Raw genomic sequence first — 22430 nt, forward strand, 5'->3', positions numbered from 1 at the left:
ACAATCGATGACCAAGCGCTCTCCGCACCGAGCCGCTCGCTCTCCGCACGGAGCCGCTCTCTCCCCCGCGTGCTCTCCGCGCCGGCCCGCTCACTCCACCACGTGCCGCCCCTCCGGCCGTGCGCTGCACGAGGCCCGGAACGCGCAGTGGGTGCAGTGCTGGCCGGCGCTCGGGGTGAACCGTTCGTCGAGGACCTTGCCGGCCGCCGTGGCGAGGAGTTCGCCGACCCACTCCCCTCCCGGGCCCTCCAGGGCTTCCTGGGCCTGCACCTTCGGCAGGGCCTCGCCGCCGTCGCGCTTGGCGGCGCCCTGGCGCAACTGGACGAGTTCGGCGCCGCCCGGCTCGGGGCGTACGCCGTCGAAGGCGTCGTCGACGGCGCCCTCGCGGACGGCGAGCTGGTAGACGGCGAGCTGGGGGTGGCGTTCGACCTCGCGCGCGGTCGGCGCCTGTTTGCCCGTCTTGAAGTCGACGACGTAGGCGCGGCCCTCGCCGTCCGCCTCGACGCGGTCCATCTGGCCGCGGATGCGCACCTCGTAGTCGCCCGCTTCGAGCGTGACGTCGAAGTCGTGCTCGCTGGCGACGGGCGTGCGCCCCGCGCGGTCCATGACATGCCACTGCAGGAAACGTTCGAGCGCCACGCGCGCGTTGCCCTTCTCCTGCTCCGACTTCCAGGGCGCGTCGAAGGCGAGCGCGTTCCACACGGAGTCGAGGCGCTCCATGAGGACGTCGAGGTCGGCCGGGGTGTGCCCGGAGGCCACCTCGTCGGCGAGGACGTGGACGACGTTGCCGAAGCCCTGGGCGGCGGTGGCGGGCGCGTCGGCCTTCACCTCGCGGCCGAGGAACCACTGCAGGGCGCAGGTGTTGGCGAGTTGGTCGAGGGCGCTGCCGGAGAGCACGACGGGCTGGTCGCGGTTGCGCAGCGGCACCCTGCTCTCGGTCGGCTCGAACATGCCCCACCAGCGGTAGGGGTGTGCCGACGGCACGAGCGGCCGGCCGTCCTCGTCGGCGAGTGCGGCCAGGCGGGCGAGGCGGCGGGCGGCGGCCTCGCGGAGGGCGGCGGAGGCCCGGGGGTCGACCGTCGTGGCGCGCAGTTCGGAGACGAGCGCGGCGACGGACAGGGGACGGCGGGGGCGGCCGGTGACGTCCCGGGGTTCGACGCCGAGCTCGGTGAGGAAGCGGGAGGGCCGGTCGCCGTCGTCTGCGGGCGCCTTCACGGCGGTGACGACGAGACGCTCACGCGCGCGGGTGGCGGCCACGTAGAACAGGCGGCGCTCCTCGGCGAGCAGCGCGCCCGGGGTGAGGGGCTCGGCGAGTCCGTCGCGGCCGATGCGGTCGGCCTCCAGGAGGGAGCCACGGCGGCGCAGGTCCGGCCACAGGCCTTCCTGGACGCCGGCGACGACCACCACACGCCACTCGAGGCCCTTGGCGCGGTGGGCGGTCATCAGGCGTACGGCGTCGGGGCGTACGGCACGGCGGGTCAGGGTGTCGGCGGCTATGTCCTCGGCCTCGATCTCGGCGAGGAAGTTCAGGGCGCCTCGGCCGCCGGTGCGCTCCTCCGCGCGCGCGGCGGTGGCGAACAGCGCGCAGACGGCGTCCAGGTCGCGGTCGGCGTTGCGTCCGGCCGCGCCGCCGCGGCGGGCGGCTCGCTCCAGGCGGGCGGGCCAGGGTGTGCCGTCCCAGAGGTCCCACAGCGCCTCCTCGGCGGTGCCGCCGCGCGCGAGGCGCTCACGGGCCGTGGCGAGCAGTGCGCCGAGGCGCTGGGCGCCGCGCGCGTACACCGGGTCGTGGGTGACCAGCCGTTCCGGTTCGGCGAGGGCGCGCGCGAGCAGGGCGTCGGAGGGCGGCGGCAGCGGGTTGCCGGCGGCGCGCTCCTCCTCGCGCAGGGCGCGCCCCAGGCGGCGCAGATCGGCGGCGTCCATGCCGGCGAGCGGGGAGGCGAGGAGGGTGAGGGCGGTCTCGGTGTCCAGCCAGCAGGCGTCGGTGTCCGCGCTGCTGTCGGTGTTCTCGAGGTGTTCGGCGCCGTCGGGGTGCTCGGCGCCGTCGGTGCTGTCGGTGCCCTCGGTGTGCTCGCCCGGGCTCGCCTCCGCGGTCGCCACCGCCCGCAGGGCCGTCAGCAGGGGCGCGACGGCGGGTTCGTGGCGCAGGGGCAGGTCGTCGCCGTCGATGTCGAGGGGGACACCGGCGGCGGTGAGGGCGCGGCGGACGGTGGGGATCGTACGGGAGCCGGCGCGGACCAGGACGGCCATGTCGCCCCAGGGCACGCCGTCCTCCAGATGGGCGCGGCGCAGGATGTCGGCGACGTTGTCCAGCTCGGTGCCGGGGGTCGGATACGTGTAGACCTCGACGCGGCCGCCCTCGCGCGCGGGGGCGAGTTCGCGGTGGGCGCGGACCTTCTCGGCCGGGAGGCGGGTCAGGGGCATGCGCTGGGTGAGCAGCCGGGTGGCGGCGAGCAGGGCGGCGCCGGAGCGGCGGGAGGTGCGCAGGACCTCGACGGGGGCCGGGCGGCCGTCGGAGCGGGGGAAGGCGTGCGGGAAGTCCAGGATGCCGTTCACGTCGGCGCCACGGAAGGTGTAGATCGACTGGTCGGGGTCGCCGAAGGCGACCAGGGCGCGGCCGCCGCCGGCGAGGGAGTGCAGCAGCCGTACCTGTGCCGGGTCGGTGTCCTGGTACTCGTCGACGTACACGGCGTCGTACTGCGCGGCCAGCCGCCCGGCGGTCTCGGGGCGGTGGGCGAGGAGGACCGCGCGGTGGACGAGTTCGGCGTAGTCGATCACCCCGTGCAGGTCGAGGACGTCGAGGTACTCGGCGAGGAAGGCGGCCGCGGCCCGCCAGTCGGGGCGGCCGATGCGGGTGGCGAAGGCGTCCAGGGCGTCGGGGCCGAGGCCGAGTTCGCGGCTGCGGGCGAGCACCGCGCGGACCTCGTCGGCGAACCCGCGCGTGGTGAGGCAGGCGCGCAGTTCGTCCGGCCAGCGCACGTGCGCGAGGCCGAGCCGCTGGAGGTCGAGCTGGCCGGCCAGCAGCTCGCGGACGGCCACGTCCTGCTCGGGGCCGGACAGCAGCCGCAGGGGTTCCACGAACAGCTCGCTGTCCTGGTGGGCGCGGACCAGGGCGTAGCAGTACGAGTGGAAGGTGGTCGCCTGGGGGGCGCGGGCGGCGCCCATGCGCAGCGCCATCCGGTCGCGCAGTTCCACGGCCGCCTTGCGGCTGAGGGTCAGCACCAGCACGCGCGCGGGGTCGCCGCCGCGGGCGATGCGGGCCGCCACCGACTCGACGAGGGTGGTGGTCTTTCCGGTGCCCGGACCGGCGAGGACGAGCAGCGGTCCGCCGGTGTGGTCAACCACGGAGCGCTGTGCGGCGTCCAGACGAGGGGGATCGGTCCGGGTCGGCGGGGTACGGACCAGTCGGTAAGCGCCACGGCTCCCCTGTCGCCCCTGGGGGTGCGGCAGGCGCCTGGTGGAGGAAGAGGAGCTCACGTGGTTCGCCGGTCCTGGTGGGTGTGCTGGGTGGTCGAGGGCCGCTTTCTCCGCCCCGTGCCCCTCGAACGTACGCCATGGCACCGACGTGCCCGGTTTTCCTGTTTTCCCCCGTACGGGCCACAGGGTCCCCTCGGGCGGGCCGGATGGCGGAAGCTGTCAGGTGTGACCGTCCGCGCGTTCGCCGCCGTCCCAGCGGGCCCGCCGCATGTCGAGGCGCGGCAGGTGGCCCTCGGCGGCCCTGCTCGCCTGCTTCAGCGGCGTGCCCTCGTCGCGGTAGTGGCCGAGCGCCCGCAACTCGTGGCCGGGCAGCAGCGCCCCGTCGGCGCGCACCACGCGCCACCACGGCACGGCGCCGCCGTAGAGGGCCATCACCCGGCCGACCTGCCGGGGCCCGCCCTCCTCGAGCCACTCGGCGACGTCCCCGTACGTCATGACCCGCCCGGGCGGGATCAGCTCGGCGACCTCGAGGACCCGCTCGGCGTACTCCGGGAGCGCGTCGGGGTACTCGGGGCGGGCGTCGTGCTCCGGGCGGGCGTCGTCCGGGATGCTCTGCTCGCTCATCCGCCCCATCCTGCCGCACGCCACCGACAGCGCGACCGATGTGTGACCGTGCGTGACCCTCGCCCCCGAGCGGGGGGTGGGGCAGACTGTGCGCCCCCGCGTTTGCACCCTGATGCCCCCGTGTGTCGGCGGAGCATGCCACCATCGTGCGGGCGGTGACCGGTGATACGAGATCAAGAAGAGACGATGAAGCAGCAGGGTGTGCATCCCGAGGACGCGGAGGGCACCTCTGACGCTGCGTCGCGCCCGGGACCGGTCGACGAGTCGTGCGAAGAAGTGCACATCGACGAGGTCGAGGGCGACGAACCGCTGCTCCCCGCGCGCGTGCACCGCCCCTCGGACCTCATGCGGCTGCTGGTGGGCGTGCTCGCCGTCATCGTGCTGCTGGGCATCGCCGCCTTCGCACACGGAACGACCTCCGGCCTCGAACAGGACATCAACAAGGGCACCGGTCAGGCACCCGATCTGCTCATCAAGATCGCGGGGCTGGCGTCCAGCATCGCCATCCTGCTGGTGCCGGTGGCCTTCGCGATCGAGCGGCTGATCAAGCGGGACGGGCTGCGCATCGCCGACGGCGTGCTCGCCGCCGTCCTCGCGCACGGTGTGACACTCGCCACGGACCTGTGGGTCGCCAAGGCGGCCCCGGACTCGATCCAGGAGGCGCTCACCCAGCCCTCCCCCGGCGACATCCACGCCCTGACCGACCCGGTGCACGGCTATCTCGCCCCGGTCATCGCGTACATGACGGCCGTGGGCATGTCGCGCCGGCCACGCTGGCGCGCGGTGCTGTGGATGGTGCTGCTCCTCGACGCGTTCTCGATGCTGGTCACCGGCTACACCACGCCGTTCTCGATCATCCTGACGGTGCTGATCGGCTGGACCGTGGCGTACGGCACGCTGTACGCGGTCGGCTCGCCGAACGTGCGCCCCACGGGACGGACCCTGATGGCGGGCCTGCGGCACGTCGGCTTCCACCCGGTGAGCGCGGCCCGCGAGGAGGCGTCGGACACCTCCGAGACCGGCGACCGCGGCCGGCGCTACTTCGTCACCCTGGAGGACGGCCCGCCGCTGGACGTCACCGTGGTCGACCGGGAGCAGCAGGCCCAGGGATTCTTCTACCGCGCGTGGCGCAATCTGACCCTTCGCGGCTTCGCCACCCGCAGCAGCCTGCAGTCGCTGCGCCAGGCCCTGGAGCAGGAGGCGCTGCTCGCCTACGCGGCGATCGCGGCCGGCGCCAACGCGCCCAAGCTGATCGCCACCTCCGAGCTCGGCCCCGACGCCGTGATGCTCGTCTACGAGCACACCGGCGGGCGGACGCTGGACTCGCTGGCGGACGACGAGATCACCGACGACCTGCTGCGCGACACCTGGCACCAGGTGCGTGCCCTGCAGTCCCGGCGCATCGCGCACCGCAGGCTGGTGGGGGACGCGGTCCTGGTGGATCGTTCCGGCACGGTCATCCTCACGGATCTGCGCGTCGGTGAGATCGCGGCCGGCGATCTGCTGCTGCGCATGGACATCTCCCAGCTCCTCGTCACCCTGGGGCTGCGCGTGGGAGCCGAGCGCGCGGTCGCCTCGGCCGTGGGCGTGCTCGGCCCGGACGCGGTGGCGGACTGTCTGCCGATGCTGCAGCCCATCGCGCTCAGTCGCTCCACGCGCGCGACGCTGCGAAGACTGGCCCGGGAACGGGCACAGCGCGAGCGCGAGGCGGTCCTGGAGGCCTCCCGGCAGGCCAAGCAGGCCCGGCTGGAGGCGGGGCACGAGACGGAGCCGGTCTCGGAGAAGGCCGAGAAGAAGGCCGTACGGGCACAGGCGCGGGCCGAGAAGCGGGCCATCGACGAAGCCCTGGAGGAGGCCCGCGAGGAGGATCTGCTGACGCAGATCCGGCACCAGGTGCTGCTGATCCGGCCCCAGGCCCCGGTCGAGCCGGCCCGTCTGGAGCGGGTGCGGCCGCGCACCCTGATGAGCTTCATCGCCGGCGCGATCGGCGCGTACTTCCTGCTGACGCAGCTCACCCACATCGAGTTCGGCCCGCTCGTCGCCAACGCCGAGTGGGGCTGGGTCGCGGCGGCCGTGCTGTTCTCCGCGCTGAGCTATGTGGCCGCCGCGATGAGCCTGCTGGGGTTCGTGCCCGAGCGGGTGCCGTTCCCGCGGACCGTCGCCGCGCAGGTCGCGGGGTCGTTCGTGAAGATCGTGGCACCGGCCGCGGTCGGCGGGGTCGCGCTCAACACACGTTTCCTTCAGCGTTCGGGGGTGCGCCCCGGCCTCGCGGTGGCGAGCGTCGGCGCGTCGCAGCTGTTCGGACTCGGCTGCCACATCCTGATGCTGCTGTCGTTCGGCTATCTGACCGGCACCGAGAAGACGCCGTCGCTGTCGCCGTCCCGCACGGTCATCGCGGGTCTGCTGACGGTGGCGGTGCTGGTGCTGGTGGTGACGTCGGTGCCGTTCCTGCGGAAATTCGTCTCCACGCGCGTGCGGTCGCTGTTCGCGGGTGTCGTGCCGCGCATGCTGGACGTGCTCCAACGGCCGCAGAAGCTGGTCACCGGCATCGGCGGCATGCTGCTGCTGACGTTCTGCTTCGTGATGTGCCTGGACGCCTCGATCCGCGCGTTCGGCACGGAGTCGACCTCGATCAGCATCGCCAGCGTCGCGGTCGTCTTCCTCGCCGGCAACGCGCTGGGGTCCGCCGCGCCGACTCCCGGCGGTGTCGGGGCGGTCGAGGCGACTCTCACGGTCGGTCTGATCGCGGTCGGTCTGCCCAAGGAGGTGGCCGCCCCCGCGGTGCTGCTCTTCCGGCTGCTGACGCTGTGGCTCCCGGTGCTGCCGGGCTGGCTGGCCTTCAACCAGTTGAGCCGCAAGGGCGCGCTCTAGAGGCGGTACCTCGTACGGTCCCGTGCCCCGCGCGCGAGGGCGGCCCCGACCGCACGATGGGGTCATGCCGAATCCCGCCCGGCTGCGCGCCGCCGCCCTGACCGCGACCGCCCTCCTGCTGGCCTCCGCGGTGGCCGGCTGTGGCGACGACGCCGGGGACGAGGATCTGACGGGGCAGAAACTGGACTGGAAGGACTGCCCGGCGCCGTCCTCCTCGGAGGGCGGCGGCAACGCCCCCTCCGCGCTGCCGGACGGCGACCGGTGGGAGTGCGCCACGATGAAGGCGCCCCGGGACTGGGCCGATCCGAAGGGCGACACCATCAAGATCGCGCTGATCCGGGCCGAGACGAGCGGCGACCCCGGCCGGCGGATCGGGTCACTGGTGTTCAACTTCGGTGGGCCCGGCGGCTCGGGCGTGAGCACCCTGCCGGCGTTCGGCGAGGACTACACGACCCTGCGCACCCGCTACGACCTGGTGAGCTTCGACCCGCGCGGGGTCGGCCGCAGCGCCGGCGTGACCTGCGAGAACGACCAGCAGCTCGACGCCTACTTCCAGCAGGACATGACCCCCGACGACGCCGCCGAGCGCACCGCGCTCCTGAACAACACCGAGGCGTTCAACGCGGCCTGCGAGAAGCACTCCGGGACGATGCTGCCGCATGTGCGCACCACCGACGCGGCCCGTGACATGGACCTGATGCGCCAGGTCCTGGGCGACAAGAAACTGCACTACTTCGGCATCTCCTACGGCACCGAACTCGGCGGCGTCTACGCCCACCTTTTCCCCCGGAACGTCGGACGTGCCGTCTTCGACGCGGTCGTCGACCCGACGCAGACACCGGAACAAGGGGCCCTCGGCCAGGCCAGGGGCTTCCAGCTCGCACTCGACAACTACGCCGAGCACTGCACCTCCCAGACCGAGGCCTGCCCCGTCGGCGACACCGCGCAGGACGTGAAGGACCGGATCGCGGCCCTGCTGAAGCGGCTCGAGGCCAAGCCGATCCCCGGTGTCTTCCCCCGCGTCCTGACCCAGAGCGCCGCGACCAACGGCATCGCGCAGGCGCTGTACTCGAAGGACTTCTGGGAGTACCTCACCGAGGGCCTGGAGCAGGCCGACGACGGGGAGGGCAGGATCCTGATGCTGCTGTCCGACTCGATGAACGGTCGCAGCGCCAACGGCGAGTACAGCAACATCGCGGCCGCGAACACCGCCATCAACTGCTCCGACGACAAGCCCCGCTACTCCGCCGACGACGTCGAGGGCAGGCTGCCGGAGTTCCGCGCCGCCTCACCGCTGTTCGGGGACTTCCTCGCCTGGTCCCTGGTCGGCTGCACCGACTGGGCCGTGCCGGGTGCCGCGGACCACCCGGACGTGGGCGCGGCCGGTTCGGCGCCCATCCTCGTGGTGGGCAACACCGGTGACCCGGCGACCCCGTACGAAGGGGCGCGGAGGATGGTGACCGCGCTGGGCAAGGGCGTCGGCGTGCAGCTGACCTACCGGGGCCAGGGGCACGGCGCCTACGGCAGCAAGAGCACGTGTGTGAAGGCGGCGGTGGACGGCTACCTGCTGGCGGGCAAGGTACCGGCCGCCGGAACCGTCTGCTCCTGACCCTCCCCCACCTCTCCCTACCGCGGAAAATCAGCAGGTCACAACGTTATCCACAGGCTCCGACGGGCGGACCGGGCGCGGCCTACCATGGCCTGACAGCCGTCCCGCCGCCTGGCGCGGACGGTCGGCGAGGGGGGAAGGGCACAATGGCGCGATTCCTACGGTGGACGGCTCTGGCTGCCGCCACCGCGCTGCTCGCCGTGGGCTGCAGCGGCGGCTCGTCGGGCGGCGGGGAGGACGGAAAGGGGAGTTCGACGGGCGGCCGGCCGTCGGGGGGCTCGTCGGACACGTCGACTGCGGCGGCGCTCCCGGCTTCGCTCACCGGGCAGAAGCTGGACTGGGGACGCTGCAAGGCGGGCGCCGACTCGGCGGCGCCGGGCCGCATGTGGCAGTGCGCCACGATGCAGGTGCCGCTGGACTGGTCGAAGCCCGACGGCGAGACCATCGGTCTGGCGCTGATCCGCGCCAAGTCCCGGGGCGGCGGCGAGCGGATCGGCTCGCTGCTGTTCAACTTCGGCGGTCCGGGCGGCTCGGGCGTGTCCACGCTCCCGCCGTACGGCTCCACGTTCTCCGCCCTGCGCGAGCGCTACGACCTGGTGAGCTGGGACCCGCGCGGGGTGGGCGGCAGCGAGGGCATCCGCTGCCGCAGCAACAAGGACATCCAGGCCGCCGAGTCCATCGACATCACCCCGGACACCCCCGCCGAGGAGCAGGCGTACCTCCAGGACGCCACCGACTTCGGCCAGGGCTGCGAGAAGGCCGCGGGTGATCTGCTGGCGCATGTGTCGACCACCGACACGGCCCGCGACATGGACCTGATGCGCCAGGTCCTCGGCGACACGAGGATGCACTACTTCGGCATCTCCTACGGCACCGAACTCGGCGGTGTGTACGCCCATCTGTTCCCGAAGAAGGTGGGTCGGCTGATCCTCGACGCGGTCGTCGACCCGAGCGCCGACGCGGTGGGCCACGCCGAGAACCAGGCGAGGGGCTTCCAACGAGCACTCGACGACTATCTGAAGTCGACGGGCCAGGACCCCGAGCAGGGCACCGCGAAGATCGCGGACTTCCTGGACCGGCTCGACAGCCGGCCGCTGCCGACGTCCGACGGACGGAAGCTGAACCAGACGCTCGCCGTCACCGGCATCGTGCTCCCGCTGTACAGCGAGCAGAGCTGGCCGGCCCTGACCAGTGCCCTGGAGGCGGCGGAGCAGGGCGACGGCACCGAGCTGCTCGCGCTCGCCGACGGCTACAACGAGCGGGACTCCTCGGGGAGCTACGGCACGACGACCCACTCACAACGCGTCATATCGTGCTTGGACGACAGGCAGCGGCCGACCGCCGAGGAGACGAGGAAGCGGCTGCCGGAGTTCGAGAAGATCTCGCCGGTCTTCGGGGACTTCCTGGGCTGGGACACGGCCGGCTGGTGTCACGACTGGCCGGTGGCCGGGCAGTACGACACCCCGGAGGTCAGCGCGGCGGGCGCGCCGCCGATCCTGCTGGTCGGCAACACCGGGGACCCGGCGACCCCGTACGAGGGCGCGCGCAAGATGGCCGACGAACTCGGCAGGGGGATCGGTGTGCTGCTGACCTGGAAGGGCGAGGGACACGGTGCCTACGGCAGCGGGAGCGACTGCGTCGACTCCGCGGTGAACGCCTACCTGGTCAAGGGCACGGTGCCCGAGGACGGCAAGGTCTGCTCATGACGTCGGCGGGGGCCCCGGGCACTCGTGGCGCCCGGGGCCCCCGCCGACAGGGGTGTGGCGTGGGGTCAGTAGACCGGCTTGCTCGGCTCGATCTGGTTGACCCAGCCGATGACACCGCCACCGACGTGGACGGCGTCCGCGAAGCCCGCGGACTTCAGCACGGCGAGGACTTCCGCACTGCGGACACCCGTCTTGCAGTGCAAGACGATCTTCTTGTCCTGGGGCAGCCCCTCCAGGGCGGTGCCCAGGAGGAACTCGTTCTTCGGGATCAGCTTGGCGCCCGGGATGGAGACGATCTCGTACTCGTTCGGCTCGCGGACGTCGATGATCTCGATGTTCTCGCCGTCGTCGATCCACTCCTTGAGCTGCTTGGGAGTGATCGTCGAGCCGGCGGCCGCCTGCTGGGCCTCCTCGGAGACGACGCCGCAGAAGGCCTCGTAGTCGATGAGCTCGGTGACGGTCGGGTTCTCGCCGCAGACCGCGCAGTCGGGGTCCTTGCGGACCTTGACCTGGCGGTACTGCATCTCCAGGGCGTCGTAGATCATGAGGCGCCCGACCAGCGGCTCACCGGTGCCGGTGAGGACCTTGATCGCCTCGGTGACCTGGATGGAGCCGATCGACGCGCACAGCACACCGAGGACGCCGCCCTCCGCGCAGGACGGGACCATGCCCGGCGGCGGGGGCTCCGGGTACAGGCAGCGGTAGCAGGGGCCGTGCTCGGACCAGAACACCGAGGCCTGGCCGTCGAAGCGGTAGATCGAGCCCCAGACGTACGGCTTGTTCAGCAGCACGCACGCGTCGTTGACCAGGTAGCGGGTCGCGAAGTTGTCCGTGCCGTCGACGATCAGGTCGTACTGGCTGAAGATGTCCATCACGTTCTCGGCCTCGAGCCGTTCCTCGTGAAGGATCACGTTCACGTACGGGTTGATGCCGAGGACGGAGTCACGCGCGGACTCGGCCTTGGAGCGGCCGATGTCCGCCTGACTGTGGATGATCTGGCGCTGCAGGTTCGACTCGTCGACCTCGTCGAACTCCACGATGCCGAGCGTGCCCACGCCCGCCGCGGCCAGGTACATCAGCGCCGGCGAGCCCAGGCCGCCGGCGCCCACACAGAGCACCTTGGCGTTCTTCAGCCGCTTCTGCCCGTCCATCCCGACGTCCGGGATGATCAGGTGGCGGGAGTACCGGCGAACCTCGTCTACGGTGAGCTCAGCGGCTGGCTCGACCAGGGGTGGCAGCGACACGGGGACTCCGTTGGTCGGTCGATCACTACAGTTGTTCTCCCCGTAACACTGCCACGGCCTTCTTCATTCCGAGACACCCGTTCCGATCCGCGAGACGATTTCGTCCCAGTAGCCGGGCATGGTCGCCCATGGGTCGTCCAGACCGCCGCGGTCGCCCCGGTCGGTGAACCAGATCGTGGCCGCGCCCTGCCAGCGGGCGATGCGCAGGGCCTCGTCGAGATGGCCGCGGGGCGTGCCGTGCACCAAGTGGCAGAACCGCTCGGGCGGATGGTCGGCGGTCCACTCGGCCACCTGCGACCAGCGGTAGTCGGTCCACGGGCCGGAGAAGGTGACCAACTGGTCGGCGTGGTCGGCGTAGCCCGGGTGCGGGTGGATCCCCTGGCCGAGGACGATGTGGGGCGCCTCACGCAGGGTGCGCAGGGCGTCGACCGTACGGCGGACCTCGGGGAGTTCGGCGCGTCCGGCCGGGCAGCGGTCCAGGAGGAAGCCGTCGACCCGGTACCAGTCGAGGTGCCGCCGTGCGTCGGAGAGCACCTCGGCGAGGGCGCGGACGCCGTGGACGAGATCGAGGTGCCCGAGGACGCGGACGCCCGCGTTGCGCAGTCCCCCCGCGGCCTGGAGGCAGTGCGGGTCGGGGCGGACACCGGGGCCGTCGGCGACGTTCAGCACGACCCAGTGCAGGGCGCCGCCCGCGCGGGCGAGAGCGCCCCACTCGGCCGGTGCGAGCAGGGGGTGGGCCATACCGGGCACACCGAGGCCGGTGCGCAGGTCGGTGGTCCCGGCGCTCGGGATGCCGGTCGGCGTACCGGTCAGATACGACATGCCGCCTCCATCCAGATGTCGGCGAGGGACTCCTCCAGACCGATCCGGGGCCGCCAGCCGAGCCGGTCGCGGGCGGTGCGCACATCGGCCTGCTGCCAGCTGCCGCAGCCGTCCGGGTACGGGTACACGACCGGGGCCGCGTGGTCGGAGTCGGCGCGGGGGTGCCCGATGGCCGGCCTCAGATGGGTGCCGGGCGGGCCGTCGAGTTCATGGAGGGCACCGCCGTATCCGGCCACGCGCGCGAGGACCGAGGCGGCTTCGCGCAGCCGGACGGCGCGGCCGGAGCCGATGTTGATGACGCCCTGCGCGGCGGAGAGCGAGGCGGCGTGCACGGCGCGGGCGACGTCGCGGACGTCGACGAAGTCGCGCTGCGCGCCGAGTCCGCCGAGTTTGAGCTCGCCGTCGCCGGACTGCATGGCGCGGCGCATGGCCTCCGCGAGGCGTCCCAGCGGGGATCCGGCCGGGGTGCCGGGGCCGGCCGGGGAGAACACCCGCAGGACGACGGCGTCCAGACCGGAGCCGAGGACGAGTTCGGTGGCGGCGAGTTTGCTGACGCCGTACGGGCCGCCGGGGCGGGGGACGGCGTCCTCGGCGGTGGAGGAGCCGGGCTGGCTCGGGCCGTACTCGGCGCCGCAGCCGATCTGCACGAGACGGGCGCCGCAGCCGCTGCGGCGCAGGGCCTCGCAGACGGTGGCGACGGCGACGGTGTTGTGCCGGGTGAGTTCGCGGGCACCGCCACGGGTGGCGCCCGCGCAGTTGACGACGACCTGGGGGTGTACCGCGTCGAGGAAGCGGGTGAGCGCGCCGGGGCTGCCGGACGCGAGGTCGAAGCGGACGTCGGCGTCGTCGCCGCGGCCGAGCGCGGTGAGCTGGACGGCCGGGTCGGCGAGCAGGCGGTCGGCGACGAAGCGGCCGAGGTAGCCGTTGGCTCCGATCAGCAGGACCCTCATCGTGCGGCTCCCTGGGTGCGCGCTGCGGCGGTCGGGGCCGGGTGGGCTCCGCTCGCCCCGGGTGCTGCGGCCGCTCCTGTGACCGCGGGGGCTCCTGCGACCGCGGGTGTCCCGGTGGCTCCGGTCGCTCCGGATCGGGAGGTGGTCATCTGGTCTCTCCTTCGAGGGTGGTGCGGTTGCCCGCGGGATGGAGGAGCGCGTGCGTCGTGCGGTCCGCGCACGGTGGGGGTGGCGCTGCGCGCGGTGGTCGGGGGCTCAGCACGGGTGGGCCGTTCGTGCGTGGGCCGAGGCTCTGGTCAGGGTGCGGGTGGCGTGGACGAGCAGGGGCAGGGCGGCGGCTCCGCAGAGCAGGGCCGGGAGGGCCGCCGGGCCCCAGGCGGTGACGAGGGTCTCGACGGGGACGGAGAGGAGGCCGCAGCCGGGCAGTCGGCCCGCGAGGACGGTGGCCGGGGCGAGGGCTTCGGCGGTTCCGGTGGCGCCGAGGACGAGGGCCGGGAGGTGCGGGAAGCCGTGGACCGTGAGGAGGCGGGCGAGGAAGAGGAGGGCGCCCAGGGTGAGGACGGGGGCGTACGCGGCCGGCTCGTCCAGGGCCGCGGCGCCGAGGGCGGTGAGTGCGCCGAGCGTGGCCAGGAAGAGCGTGAACACACCGAGCAGCAGGGGCTGTACGGACGCGGTGAACTCCTCCAGGCCGCGGCTGGCGTCGAGCCTGCGGCGGGCGCGGGCGGACAGGAGGTGGGCACAGCAGGCGGCGGGTGCGCAGGCCAGGGTGAGGGTGAGCAGGGGCGCGGGGGCGAAGGGCCAGGGGCCGTCCGGCGCGCCGGTGGGCGGCCCGTCGGGGCCTCCTGCCACGGTGGCCCGGAGCAGGCCGTCGCCGAGGGCCGCGTAGGCGAGGAGCCAGCAGGTCCAGAGGGTGGTCCGGAGCCGGCCGCGGCGGGTGCCGGCGCGGGGGCCGAGCGGGCCCTTGCGGAGGGCCTGGCGCAGGGCGAGGGTCACCGCGAGGACGCCGACGGCGGCCACGAGAAGGCGGGTCCGCCCTTCGGTGAGGCGCAGTCCCGTCAGGGCGACGGCGCACAGGGCGCCCGGCAGCAGGGTGAGCAGGGCGCGGCCCGGGCGGGGGCGCGGGAGGGCGGTGGGCGCCGGGCGCGGGCGTGTGTCGTCGCCGCGCGGGACCCGGGCGTACAACTCCTCGGCGAGGGAGAAGACGTCCCGGTGCCGGAAACGGGCCGCGGTGCGGTCGGTGACTCCGTGGGCCTCCAGACCCGCCGCGATCTCCAGGGGGTCGACGGCCCGTTCGCACAGCTCCCGGTGACGGTGCATCAGCGCCTTCACGGGGTCGCCGGCCCCTCGGCGCGTGGTGGTCGGCCTCTCGGGGGTTCCGGGCCGGTCCAGTTCGCCCAGGTCGCTCATCGTGCCCCCTCGGTGAAGGGAACGGCGGCGACGGGCGGAGCCGCCTGCGCCGAAGCGTCCCGGCCAAAGGCGCCCGGCGTCGGTCCGCCCCGTGTCGCGGCGCTCCGTGGCGGAACGCCCCGCACCGGCGGCCCCGCCGTCCAGCCCGGGCCCCGGCGGGCGGTGACGCGTGCGCCGAGGCCGGTCCAGCGGCCGGGGAGCCGGGCCTCGGCGGGGACGGCGAACGGACGGGGGTCGCCGTCCTGGTCGAGGACGACCCCCCGGGCCGGGCACTGGGAGACGACCTCGAGGTAGAGCCCGTGATACGCCTCGATGTTCTGCTCGACGGTGAAGAGTTCCAGCGCGCGGGCGCGGGCGGCGGCGCCGAGGCGCGCACGGCGCTCGGGATCGCGCAGCAGGGCCGCACACGCCTCCGCGAGCGCCCTTGGATTGCGCGGCGGGACGACGAGGCCGGTGCCGCCGATGACCTCGACCACCGCGCCGACGTCCGTGGACACGGTCGCGCGCCCGCAGAACATCGCCTCCACGAGACCGACCGGGAACCCCTCGACGACGCTGGACAGGACGACGACCGCTCCGGCCGCGTAGGTCTCGGCGGGACTCGGCGTCCGGGGGCCGCCGGGTTCCTCGAAGGACACCGGGTTCTCGCCGACGGCGTGCGGGCCCTCGGCCTCGTCGGGGAAGAGCTGGGCGGCGAGCGTCCGGCAGTGCCCCAGGTAGGCCTGCCCCTCGGGCCCGGCCGACGCGCCGACGATCCGCAGCCGGGCCCTCGGCTCGTCCTTGCGGACCTGGGCGAAGGCGTGCAGCAGGGACACGAGGTCCTTGGCCGGTTCCACACGGCCGGACCAGACCAGGGTGTGCGGATCGGCGGTGTCCGGGGCGTCGCCCACGGCCGCGAAGGGCGTGGCGTCCATACCCGGGTGGATCGTGCGCACCTTGGCCCGGTCGGCGCCGCAGCGTTCCTGCCAGCGGCGGGCGTGGGCGTTGCCGGGCGTGAGGCGGGCCGCCTGCCGGTAGACCTCGGCGGCGAGCAGGGTGTGGAAGGCGGCGAGCAGGGCGCGCACGGCGGGCGCGCTCTCGCCGGCGGGCGCGCCGGGCGCCCCCGAGGTCAGGTAGTGCGTCCGCAGCCGTACGCCGTACTCCGTGACGAGCAGCGGTACGTCGGAGAAGTGGCGCGCGAGCAGCCCGGGCAGGGCGGCCGGGCCGCCGGACGCGGCATGGCACAGGTCCACCGAGCCGAGCGTGTCGCCGTCGCGGCCGTGGGGCCCGTACCAGTCGAGCGAGAGGGGGCGCAGGGCGCGTTCCAGCTGCCCGGCCACCGTCAGCAGTTCGGGTACGCGCGCCTCGCGCGCCGTGCGCAGCGCGCCGGGCGCACGGCAGGCGCGCTCCAGGGCGCGCACGGCGCCCTCCGAGCGGAGCGCTCCCACCAGTCCGCCCTCGTCGCGGGCGAGTTCGGCAAGGCCGTAGAGACCGGTGGCGAAACGGTCCGCCTGAGAGGCGGAGCTGTCGCTCAGGGCGCCGACCAGTTCGTCGTAGCACTCGGTGAAGCGCCGGCGTGCGCGCCGCCCGTACGCGACCCCGTCCTCCTCCGCGGTCCACAGGGGCGCTGTCCGCACCCGCCCGACCTGCGGCGGAAGCACGACGAGGCCGGACTCCTCCTGGTGCGGTCCGCCACTGAGCGCGTAGATGTCGAACTCGTGCTGCCCGAGCCCGCGCACGAGCCGGTCGCACCAGAGTCCGGCGTCACCGCTCACATACGGATAGCCACCCTCCGTCAACAGTCCGATGCGCACGCACGCACCCCCGATCTCCCCTCTGGGGAGCCGCCGTTGACCCGGCGGCTCGCAGCGGGAAGAACGTAAGCGGACAAGGCGGTGGCGCGACGGACGGTTGTCCATCGCGCCACCAAAAGGGGTGAACGGTCGTAACTTTCCCGTGCGGGTCGCGTTCGGTCGCGCTAAGAGATCACTCGGATGCGCACCGTCACGTCAGCTCTTGGGGTACGGCCAGGGGTTGGGCAGACAGTGAATCCCGTGATGGTCCAGGAACTTCGTCTGCTGCTGCATGACGGGGGCGAGCTCGCCGTCCTTCTGGCAGTTCTCATGGTGATGGCCGAGGCGGTGGCCGACTTCATGGTTGATCAACATCTGCCGGTACGCATGGATCGCATCGCCGTATGTCTGTGATCCCTGGGCCCACCTGTACGCATTGATCATGACGCGTTCGGTGGCGGCCGAGTCGCAGGAGACGTTGTCCTCGGTGGTGTCCAGGCTGGACTTGGCGCACCAGAAGGCGGTGGTGCCGGGGCTGGCGAGCGTGATGACGAAGTCCGGCTTTCCCGAGGAGATCCGCTCGAAGGTGCGCGCGTTGTCGTGCGCCCAACTGCGGTCGTCGTTGAGGGTCTTCTGCACGGCCTGCGCGAACAGCGCGCCGTCGAGACCGAGCCCCTGCTCCACGTCCACCCGGTAGGTGAACTTCTGCCCCTTGCCGGGCGCCTTGTCGACGCCGGGGATCACGTCGAACTTCCCGGACCCCTTGAGCGTGGCGGCGATCCGGTACTTGGCGTCCATCTTCTGCTCGTACGTCAGCGTCACGGGGGCCGGGGAGGCGGACAGGGACGGGCTCGGTGCGGCGGACTCCAGGGCGCCGACCGCGGCCTTCCCCGCGGCCGACTGCGACTGGACGCGGTCGTCGTCGCGGCCGTCGGCCACCTGCCCGGCCACCACGACGGCCAGCACGGTCGTGACCGCCGCGGCGGCGATTCCGGTGAAGGTCCGCCCCTTGGCGCCCCTGCCGTCGGCCGGCGCGCCCGTGGGCGGCGTGCCGTCGTCCGCGTCGGCTCCGGCCGGGACACCCGTGCGCCCGCCTGCGCCCCGGTCGGCCGCGGAGGAGCGCGGATCGTCCGGGTACGGGCCGGACGCGCGCGTGGGCGCCGACAGCCGTCTCGCGCGCGTGAAGACGTCGACGTCCTCGTCGGAGGCGAAGGCGTCGGGGGCGAAGGCGTCGGAGGTGAAGGCGTCGAGGTACTCCTGGCGGGGACCCGGCCGGGGGCCCTGCGGCGGAACGGGCCGCTGACGCGGTATCACCGGCTGTCCGGGCGTGCCCGCCTGACGGCCTCCGAGGTCGCCCCAGCCGCCCCCGGCCTCCCGCTGTTCGGGGTGCCCGCCGCGGACCTGCGGGACGCCGTGCGCGGGCGTGCCGTCGGGGTACCGGGGCACCCCGTGGGCCGGGGTGCCGTCGGGAAGCAGCACCGGGGCGGCGTCCGGGTGGCGCCCCGAGGCGCCCGAAGAGCCCCCCGAGGAGGCGCGGGAAGGGTTCTTGGGTGCGCTCTTGGGCGCAGGTCCACGCCGGCTGTGGCGTCCCACGTGTGTCTCAGCCCCCCGGTTTCGCGTCGGCGTTCTCGGCGAGCAGCTCCCGGAACGCCGTGGCCACCGTCTCGGGGTACTCCATCATCGCCACGTGCCCGGCGTCCGGCAGCGTGAGCAGACGGGAGTCGCGGAAGGCGCGGGCGGCACGCCGGGCCATGCGGAAGCCGACGAGCTGGTCACGGCCGCCGTAGATCAGCAGGGTGGGCGCGAGGACGCGCTCGGCCTGGCGCCACAGCCCGTGCTGGCCGCCCAGGGTGTAGGCGCTGAGCACCCCGCGCGTGGAGCGGGTCAGCGCGTCCCAGAAGTACGGGAGCTGCAGCCGCCGCTCCAGCTCCTCCACCGCGTACCGGAACGCCTCCGGGGAGACGCGGCCGGGATCGCCGTAGCAGAGCGCGAGCACGCCTCTGACGCGCTGCTCGGCCGTCCACTCGCGCGTCAGCCTGCTGAAGAGCGCGGTCACCCCGGGCAGACCGGCGAGCCCGGTGGGGATCGCGGTGCGCTGCACGCGCAGCTCGGGCAGGGCCGGCGAGACCAGGGTCAGGGTGCGCACGAGGTCGGGGCGCACCGCCGCGACGCGCGTGGACACCGCGCCGCCGAGGGAGTTGCCGAAGAGGTGCACGGGGCCGCGGCCGGACGCGTCGAGGTAGCGGATCACCGCACGCGCGTGTGCCGTGATGGAGTAGTTGCCGTCGTCCGGCGGCGGGGAGTCGCCGAAGCCGGGCAGGTCGACGGCCTCGCTCGCCACGGCCCCGTCGAGCAGGGCCATCAGCGCGGACCAGTTCTGCGAGGAACCGCCGAGGCCGTGCACGTACAGAGCGGGTTCGAGTCCCTCGCGCGCGGGCGGCCTGGACCGGACGGTCAGGGTGACGCCCGGCAGCCCGACCGACCGCAGCCGCTCGCCCTCGGCGACCCTGACGGCGGCCACCTTCGGCAGCACACTGGTGGGCGGCACGGAGGGCAGCTCGGTCGAAGACATGCGGGCAATGTTACGAGACGATCACGTGCGGCCATGTGTGTTCGGCGTCACAGGGGCGCAGCGGGGCGCGGAGCGATACCGGCGCGATTGGGGGGCACATCGCATAGCGTCCGAAACGGGTGTCTCCTAGGCTCGTACTGAGGGCACCCGCTGTGTGGCCCCCATGTGTTCCGGGGGCGTTCGTTGGAAGGGAGCCCAGCATGGCCGTTGACCCCACCGACCCCGAGACGTTCGCCGAAGAGGACGACGACTTCGGGGAGATCGACGTCGAGGCGCCGGAGAACGCCGTCGCCGAGCAGTACGAGGACGTCACCGCGGAGCGCGACGACCCCCTGGAGGGGGTGGACCCCGCCCGGGCGAACGAGGCGGATCTCGCCGAACAGGCGCGCGTGGTCTCGCTGGACGAGGACGACTACCGCTGACCGGACGGCCCCACCCGGCTCCCCCGGCTCCATTCAGCTCCATCCGGCTCCATCGTGAACAGGAGCGGGGGCCCATTCTGCCCGGACTGCACCGCTTCGAAACCTTCTGTACCGCTTTTGTGATCGTCCGGTCCGTGAAATTCTGCGCTCGCACCGCGCGCCGCGGGGTTACCGAAAAGTACGATGGCGGCGCGGCGCTCACCGCACGAGGACGACTTTGGGAGGCGGCGTGACAGCCATCGAGCAGACAGAGGCGGCACGCCCGCGAGGCACGCGCCTGCCGCGCCGTGCCCGACGGAATCAGCTGCTGGGCGCGGCCCAGGAGGTCTTCGTGGCGCAGGGCTACCACGCCGCCGCCATGGACGACATCGCCGAGCGGGCCGGTGTCAGCAAGCCGGTGCTCTACCAGCACTTCCCGGGCAAGCTCGACCTCTACCTCGCCCTGCTGGACCAGCACTGCGAGTCGCTGATCCAGGCGGTGCGGGGCGCGCTCGCGTCGACGACCGACAACAAGCAGCGCGTCCGCGCGACGATGGACGCCTATTTCGCGTACGTCGAGGACGACGGCGGGGCCTTCCGCCTCGTCTTCGAGTCCGACCTGACCAACGAGCCCGCGGTGCGCGAGCGCGTGGACAAGGTCACCAACGAGTGCGCCGAGGCGATCTGCGACGTCATCGCCGAGGACACCGGCCTCTCGCGCGCGGAGTCGATGCTGCTGGCCTCCGGTCTGGGCGGTCTGGCGCAGGTCGTCGCCCGCTCCTGGCTGCACAGCGACCGCAGCGTCCCGCGCGACCAGGCGGTCCAGCTCCTCGCCTCGCTGGCGTGGCGGGGCATCGCCGGTTTCCCGCTGCACGGCACCGATCAGCACTGAGCCGCGGCGCGCCTCGTCCGTTTGTTCCCGCCCGCTGTTCGCTCCTGGCGTGGACGGCCGCGCCGTGTACGTCCCCTCACCGGGCTAATGTGTGCAGCGTACGGCGCGGACGCCCGCGCACCCCATGACCGTCGGAGGGACATAGCCGTGGAGGTCAAGATCGGCGTGCAGCACGCGCCCCGCGAGATCGTTCTGGAGAGCGGTCAGACGCCCGAGGAAGTCGAGCGCGTGGTGGCCGAGGCGCTGGCCGGCAAGTCGCAGCTGCTCAGCCTCGTGGACCAGCACGGCCGCAAGGTCCTGGTTCCGGCCGACCGCCTGGCCTACGTCGAGCTGGGCGAGCCCGCCCCGCGCAAGGTGGGCTTCGGCGCGCTGTAGGCACGAGCAGGGCACGCATCACGCGAAGGGGCCCGGCGGTCCGTACGACCGCCGGGCCCCTTCGCGCGTTCACCGACGCCTCACAAGTGGTCCCCACAGGAGGATTGCATTCCGCAGGTCACGGGTATGACGGGCTACGACCTCGGTGCACGGCCCGCCGCTCGGGAGGGACCCACATGATCTTGGAAGCGCTCGGCTCCGCCGTGCTCGGTCTCGCGCTCGCGTGGGTGGCGCTCCAGCGCCTGTCCCACCGTCTGCCGGTCCGCGCCCTCGTCCTCGCGACGGGCATCGCCGGAGCCCTGTTCGGTGACTTCGTCACCCACAGCGCGCTGGGCCCCGGCACCCTGCTCCCGAGCCTGATCGGCGCGGCGGTCGTCTCCGCCGCCTCGGTCTCCCTGCTCCTCCGCCCGGCCGCCCGCCTGCGCCGCCGCTCGGCCCCGGCGTAGCGGACGGCCACACATCCCGCCGTAGCGGTCCGCTCGGCGCCGGCGCAGAGGACCAGGAGGCTCTCAGGCCGCGAGCCCCAGCGCCGCCATCCGCTTGGTGTGGGCCTCGGTGATCCGGGAGAACATACGGCCGACCTCGGCGAGGTCGAAGCCGTCCGCGACCCCGCCCACGAGCATCGTCGACAGCGCGTCCCGGTCGGCGACCACCCGCTGGGACTGCGACAGGGCCTCGCCCATCAGACGCCGCGCCCACAGCGCGAGCCGTCCGCCCACCCGCGGGTCGGCGTCGATCGCCGCGCGGACCCGGTCCACCGCGAAACCGGCGTGACCGGTGTCGTCCAGCACGGCGAGCACCAGGGCGCGGGTGTCGCTGTCCAGCCGGACCGCGACCTCACGGTAGAAGTCGCTGGCGATCGAGTCGCCGACGTACGCCTTGACCAGGCCCTCCAGCCAGTCCGAGGGCGCCGTCTGCCGGTGGAAGCCGTCGAGCGCGGCGACGAACGGCTCCATGGCCGCCGTGGGCTCCTCGCCGATCTCCGTGAGCCGGTCGCGCAGCCGCTCGAAGTGGTGGAACTCGGCCGAGGCCATCTTCGCCAGCTCCGCCTTGTCCTCCAGCGTGGGCGCCAGCTTGGCGTCCTCCGCGAGCCGCTCGAACGCGGCCAGCTCGCCGTACGCGAGGGCGCCGAGCAGGTCCACGACCGCGGCCCGGTACTGCGGTTCGGCGGAGGCCCGCGCCCAGTCCTGGGCGGCGATCCCCGTGGCGGCTTCGGCGGACTCGGTGGGCTCGGCGGGCTCGTCGGAGGCGTTGTCAGGCTTGTCAGAGGTGGTCATGCAGCGCACAATAGCCCGCTCGTCGCGCGCCGGAAGTCCCTGGTCAATCAGTGTGACCACGAAGACGCGAGCGACCCCGTCCAGCGGTGTGACAACCACAACGTGACCGAATCGGCCATCGCGTGTGCACGATTCCGGGGTATGGTGGTAATGCGCCTGCCGAATATTCGACGGGCCGCACGTATGAGGATGCCCGGTCGGTGGCCCGATCGGCTCCGACCCGACAGCCCTCCCCGGCCGTACGGCACATCGCGTACGACGACCGGAGGGAACCTCCCAGCGGTACGAGCGCTAGAGCGTCGGCAGAGGTCCCGTGTCATACGGCTTGCCGCATGCGGTTTGCCCGTAAGGCAGCCGACGTCCCCGGCACGGTCCGTCAAAGACCCCCGCGCTCGCCTCGCACCGCGTACACAGAAGAGGCAGCACCCTGACTACGACGTTCCGAGAGCTCGGAATCCTTCCCGAGACCGCCGAGGCCCTGGAGGCCGTCGGCA

General features: G+C 73.3%; 17 protein-coding genes. 7 read left to right on the forward strand and 10 right to left on the reverse strand.

The genetic code is table 11. The features are described from left to right. Nucleotides 1–90: 90 nt before the first annotated feature. Entirely contained in the window at nt 91–3474 is a 3384-nt protein-coding gene (locus OG852_RS17620) for an ATP-dependent helicase (protein WP_330348403.1), read from the reverse strand. 159 nt (nt 3475–3633) lie between these two features. Continuing rightward, nucleotides 3634–4038, reverse strand: a complete 405-nt coding sequence (locus OG852_RS17625; RefSeq protein ID WP_133912538.1) for an MGMT family protein — start codon at nt 4036–4038, stop codon at nt 3634–3636. Between the two features lie 186 nt (nt 4039–4224). Here OG852_RS17625 and OG852_RS17630 point away from each other — a divergent pair, with 186 nt between their 5' ends. From OG852_RS17630 to OG852_RS17640, 3 genes are all read left to right on the forward strand, one after another. Continuing rightward, nucleotides 4225–6909: a lysylphosphatidylglycerol synthase domain-containing protein gene (locus tag OG852_RS17630; protein ID WP_330348404.1), complete on the forward strand. Its 2685-nt coding sequence runs from the start codon at nt 4225–4227 to the stop codon at nt 6907–6909. Between the two features lie 64 nt (nt 6910–6973). Continuing rightward, the gene (locus OG852_RS17635) at nt 6974–8518 is read left to right on the forward strand and encodes an alpha/beta hydrolase (RefSeq protein ID WP_330348405.1); all 1545 of its coding nucleotides are present in this window, start codon (nt 6974–6976) and stop codon (nt 8516–8518) included. Between the two features lie 146 nt (nt 8519–8664). Continuing rightward, nucleotides 8665–10224, forward strand: a complete 1560-nt coding sequence (locus OG852_RS17640; protein ID WP_133912541.1) for an alpha/beta hydrolase — start codon at nt 8665–8667, stop codon at nt 10222–10224. A gap of 65 nt (nt 10225–10289) precedes the next feature. Here the strand turns inward: OG852_RS17640 and moeZ are convergent, their stop codons facing one another. From moeZ to OG852_RS17675, 7 genes are all read right to left on the reverse strand, one after another. Next, nucleotides 10290–11468, reverse strand: coding sequence for an adenylyltransferase/sulfurtransferase MoeZ (gene moeZ / locus OG852_RS17645; protein ID WP_133912542.1), 1179 nt, complete (start codon nt 11466–11468; stop codon nt 10290–10292). Between the two features lie 63 nt (nt 11469–11531). After that, nucleotides 11532–12290, reverse strand: a complete 759-nt coding sequence (locus tag OG852_RS17650) for a spherulation-specific family 4 protein (RefSeq protein ID WP_330348406.1) — start codon at nt 12288–12290, stop codon at nt 11532–11534. Continuing rightward, nucleotides 12278–13240, reverse strand: coding sequence for an NAD-dependent epimerase/dehydratase family protein (locus tag OG852_RS17655; RefSeq protein ID WP_330348407.1), 963 nt, complete (start codon nt 13238–13240; stop codon nt 12278–12280). The genes OG852_RS17650 and OG852_RS17655 overlap by 13 nt, the downstream gene beginning before the upstream one ends. A 255-nt stretch (nt 13241–13495) precedes the next feature. Continuing rightward, nucleotides 13496–14647, reverse strand: coding sequence for a hypothetical protein (locus tag OG852_RS17660; RefSeq protein WP_330348408.1), 1152 nt, complete (start codon nt 14645–14647; stop codon nt 13496–13498). Continuing rightward, nucleotides 14644–16440, reverse strand: coding sequence for a DUF3492 domain-containing protein (locus tag OG852_RS17665; RefSeq protein WP_330348409.1), 1797 nt, complete (start codon nt 16438–16440; stop codon nt 14644–14646). The genes OG852_RS17660 and OG852_RS17665 overlap by 4 nt, the downstream gene beginning before the upstream one ends. A 195-nt stretch (nt 16441–16635) precedes the next feature. Next, the gene (locus tag OG852_RS17670) at nt 16636–17898 is read right to left on the reverse strand and encodes a DUF3152 domain-containing protein (RefSeq protein WP_443064536.1); all 1263 of its coding nucleotides are present in this window, start codon (nt 17896–17898) and stop codon (nt 16636–16638) included. A 121-nt stretch (nt 17899–18019) separates the two neighbouring features. Then, a complete protein-coding gene (locus tag OG852_RS17675; RefSeq protein ID WP_330348411.1) occupies nt 18020–18991 on the reverse strand; it encodes an alpha/beta fold hydrolase in 972 nt (323 codons plus the stop codon). 200 nt (nt 18992–19191) lie between these two features. On the opposite strand from OG852_RS17675, the gene OG852_RS17680 reads away from it, so the two are divergent. From OG852_RS17680 to OG852_RS17695, 4 genes are all read left to right on the forward strand, one after another. Next, the gene (locus OG852_RS17680; protein ID WP_133912549.1) at nt 19192–19413 is read left to right on the forward strand and encodes a hypothetical protein; all 222 of its coding nucleotides are present in this window, start codon (nt 19192–19194) and stop codon (nt 19411–19413) included. Between the two features lie 229 nt (nt 19414–19642). Next, the gene (locus tag OG852_RS17685) at nt 19643–20284 is read left to right on the forward strand and encodes a TetR/AcrR family transcriptional regulator (protein ID WP_133912550.1); all 642 of its coding nucleotides are present in this window, start codon (nt 19643–19645) and stop codon (nt 20282–20284) included. Nucleotides 20285–20431: 147 nt separating this feature from the next. Continuing rightward, nucleotides 20432–20659: a DUF3107 domain-containing protein gene (locus OG852_RS17690; RefSeq protein WP_030784015.1), complete on the forward strand. Its 228-nt coding sequence runs from the start codon at nt 20432–20434 to the stop codon at nt 20657–20659. A 176-nt stretch (nt 20660–20835) separates the two neighbouring features. Then, entirely contained in the window at nt 20836–21105 is a 270-nt protein-coding gene (locus OG852_RS17695; protein WP_133912551.1) for a hypothetical protein, read from the forward strand. 63 nt (nt 21106–21168) lie between these two features. Here OG852_RS17695 and OG852_RS17700 read toward each other — a convergent pair whose 3' ends face one another. Then, nucleotides 21169–21945 (reverse strand): ferritin-like fold-containing protein, encoded by a 777-nt coding sequence (locus OG852_RS17700; RefSeq protein WP_133912876.1) that lies wholly within the window; start codon nt 21943–21945, stop codon nt 21169–21171. Nucleotides 21946–22430 lie beyond the last annotated feature (485 nt).

Source organism: Streptomyces sp. NBC_00582 (assembly GCF_036345155.1).
Lineage (GTDB): Bacteria > Actinomycetota > Actinomycetes > Streptomycetales > Streptomycetaceae > Streptomyces.

What these genes read in the sequence shown, in the direction of transcription:
- OG852_RS17650 (WP_330348406.1), bottom strand. Translation starts at nt 12,290, where the DNA reads ATGTCGTATCTGACCGGTACGCCGACCGGCATCCCGAGCGCCGGGACC.
- OG852_RS17640 (WP_133912541.1), top strand. Translation starts at nt 8,665, where the DNA reads ATGGCGCGATTCCTACGGTGGACGGCTCTGGCTGCCGCCACCGCGCTG.
- OG852_RS17635 (WP_330348405.1), top strand. Translation starts at nt 6,974, where the DNA reads ATGCCGAATCCCGCCCGGCTGCGCGCCGCCGCCCTGACCGCGACCGCC.
- OG852_RS17675 (WP_330348411.1), bottom strand. Translation starts at nt 18,991, where the DNA reads ATGTCTTCGACCGAGCTGCCCTCCGTGCCGCCCACCAGTGTGCTGCCG.
- OG852_RS17695 (WP_133912551.1), top strand. Translation starts at nt 20,836, where the DNA reads ATGATCTTGGAAGCGCTCGGCTCCGCCGTGCTCGGTCTCGCGCTCGCG.
- OG852_RS17660 (WP_330348408.1), bottom strand. Translation starts at nt 14,647, where the DNA reads ATGAGCGACCTGGGCGAACTGGACCGGCCCGGAACCCCCGAGAGGCCG.
- OG852_RS17625 (WP_133912538.1), bottom strand. Translation starts at nt 4,038, where the DNA reads ATGAGCGAGCAGAGCATCCCGGACGACGCCCGCCCGGAGCACGACGCC.
- OG852_RS17630 (WP_330348404.1), top strand. Translation starts at nt 4,225, where the DNA reads ATGAAGCAGCAGGGTGTGCATCCCGAGGACGCGGAGGGCACCTCTGAC.
- OG852_RS17680 (WP_133912549.1), top strand. Translation starts at nt 19,192, where the DNA reads ATGGCCGTTGACCCCACCGACCCCGAGACGTTCGCCGAAGAGGACGAC.
- OG852_RS17655 (WP_330348407.1), bottom strand. Translation starts at nt 13,240, where the DNA reads ATGAGGGTCCTGCTGATCGGAGCCAACGGCTACCTCGGCCGCTTCGTC.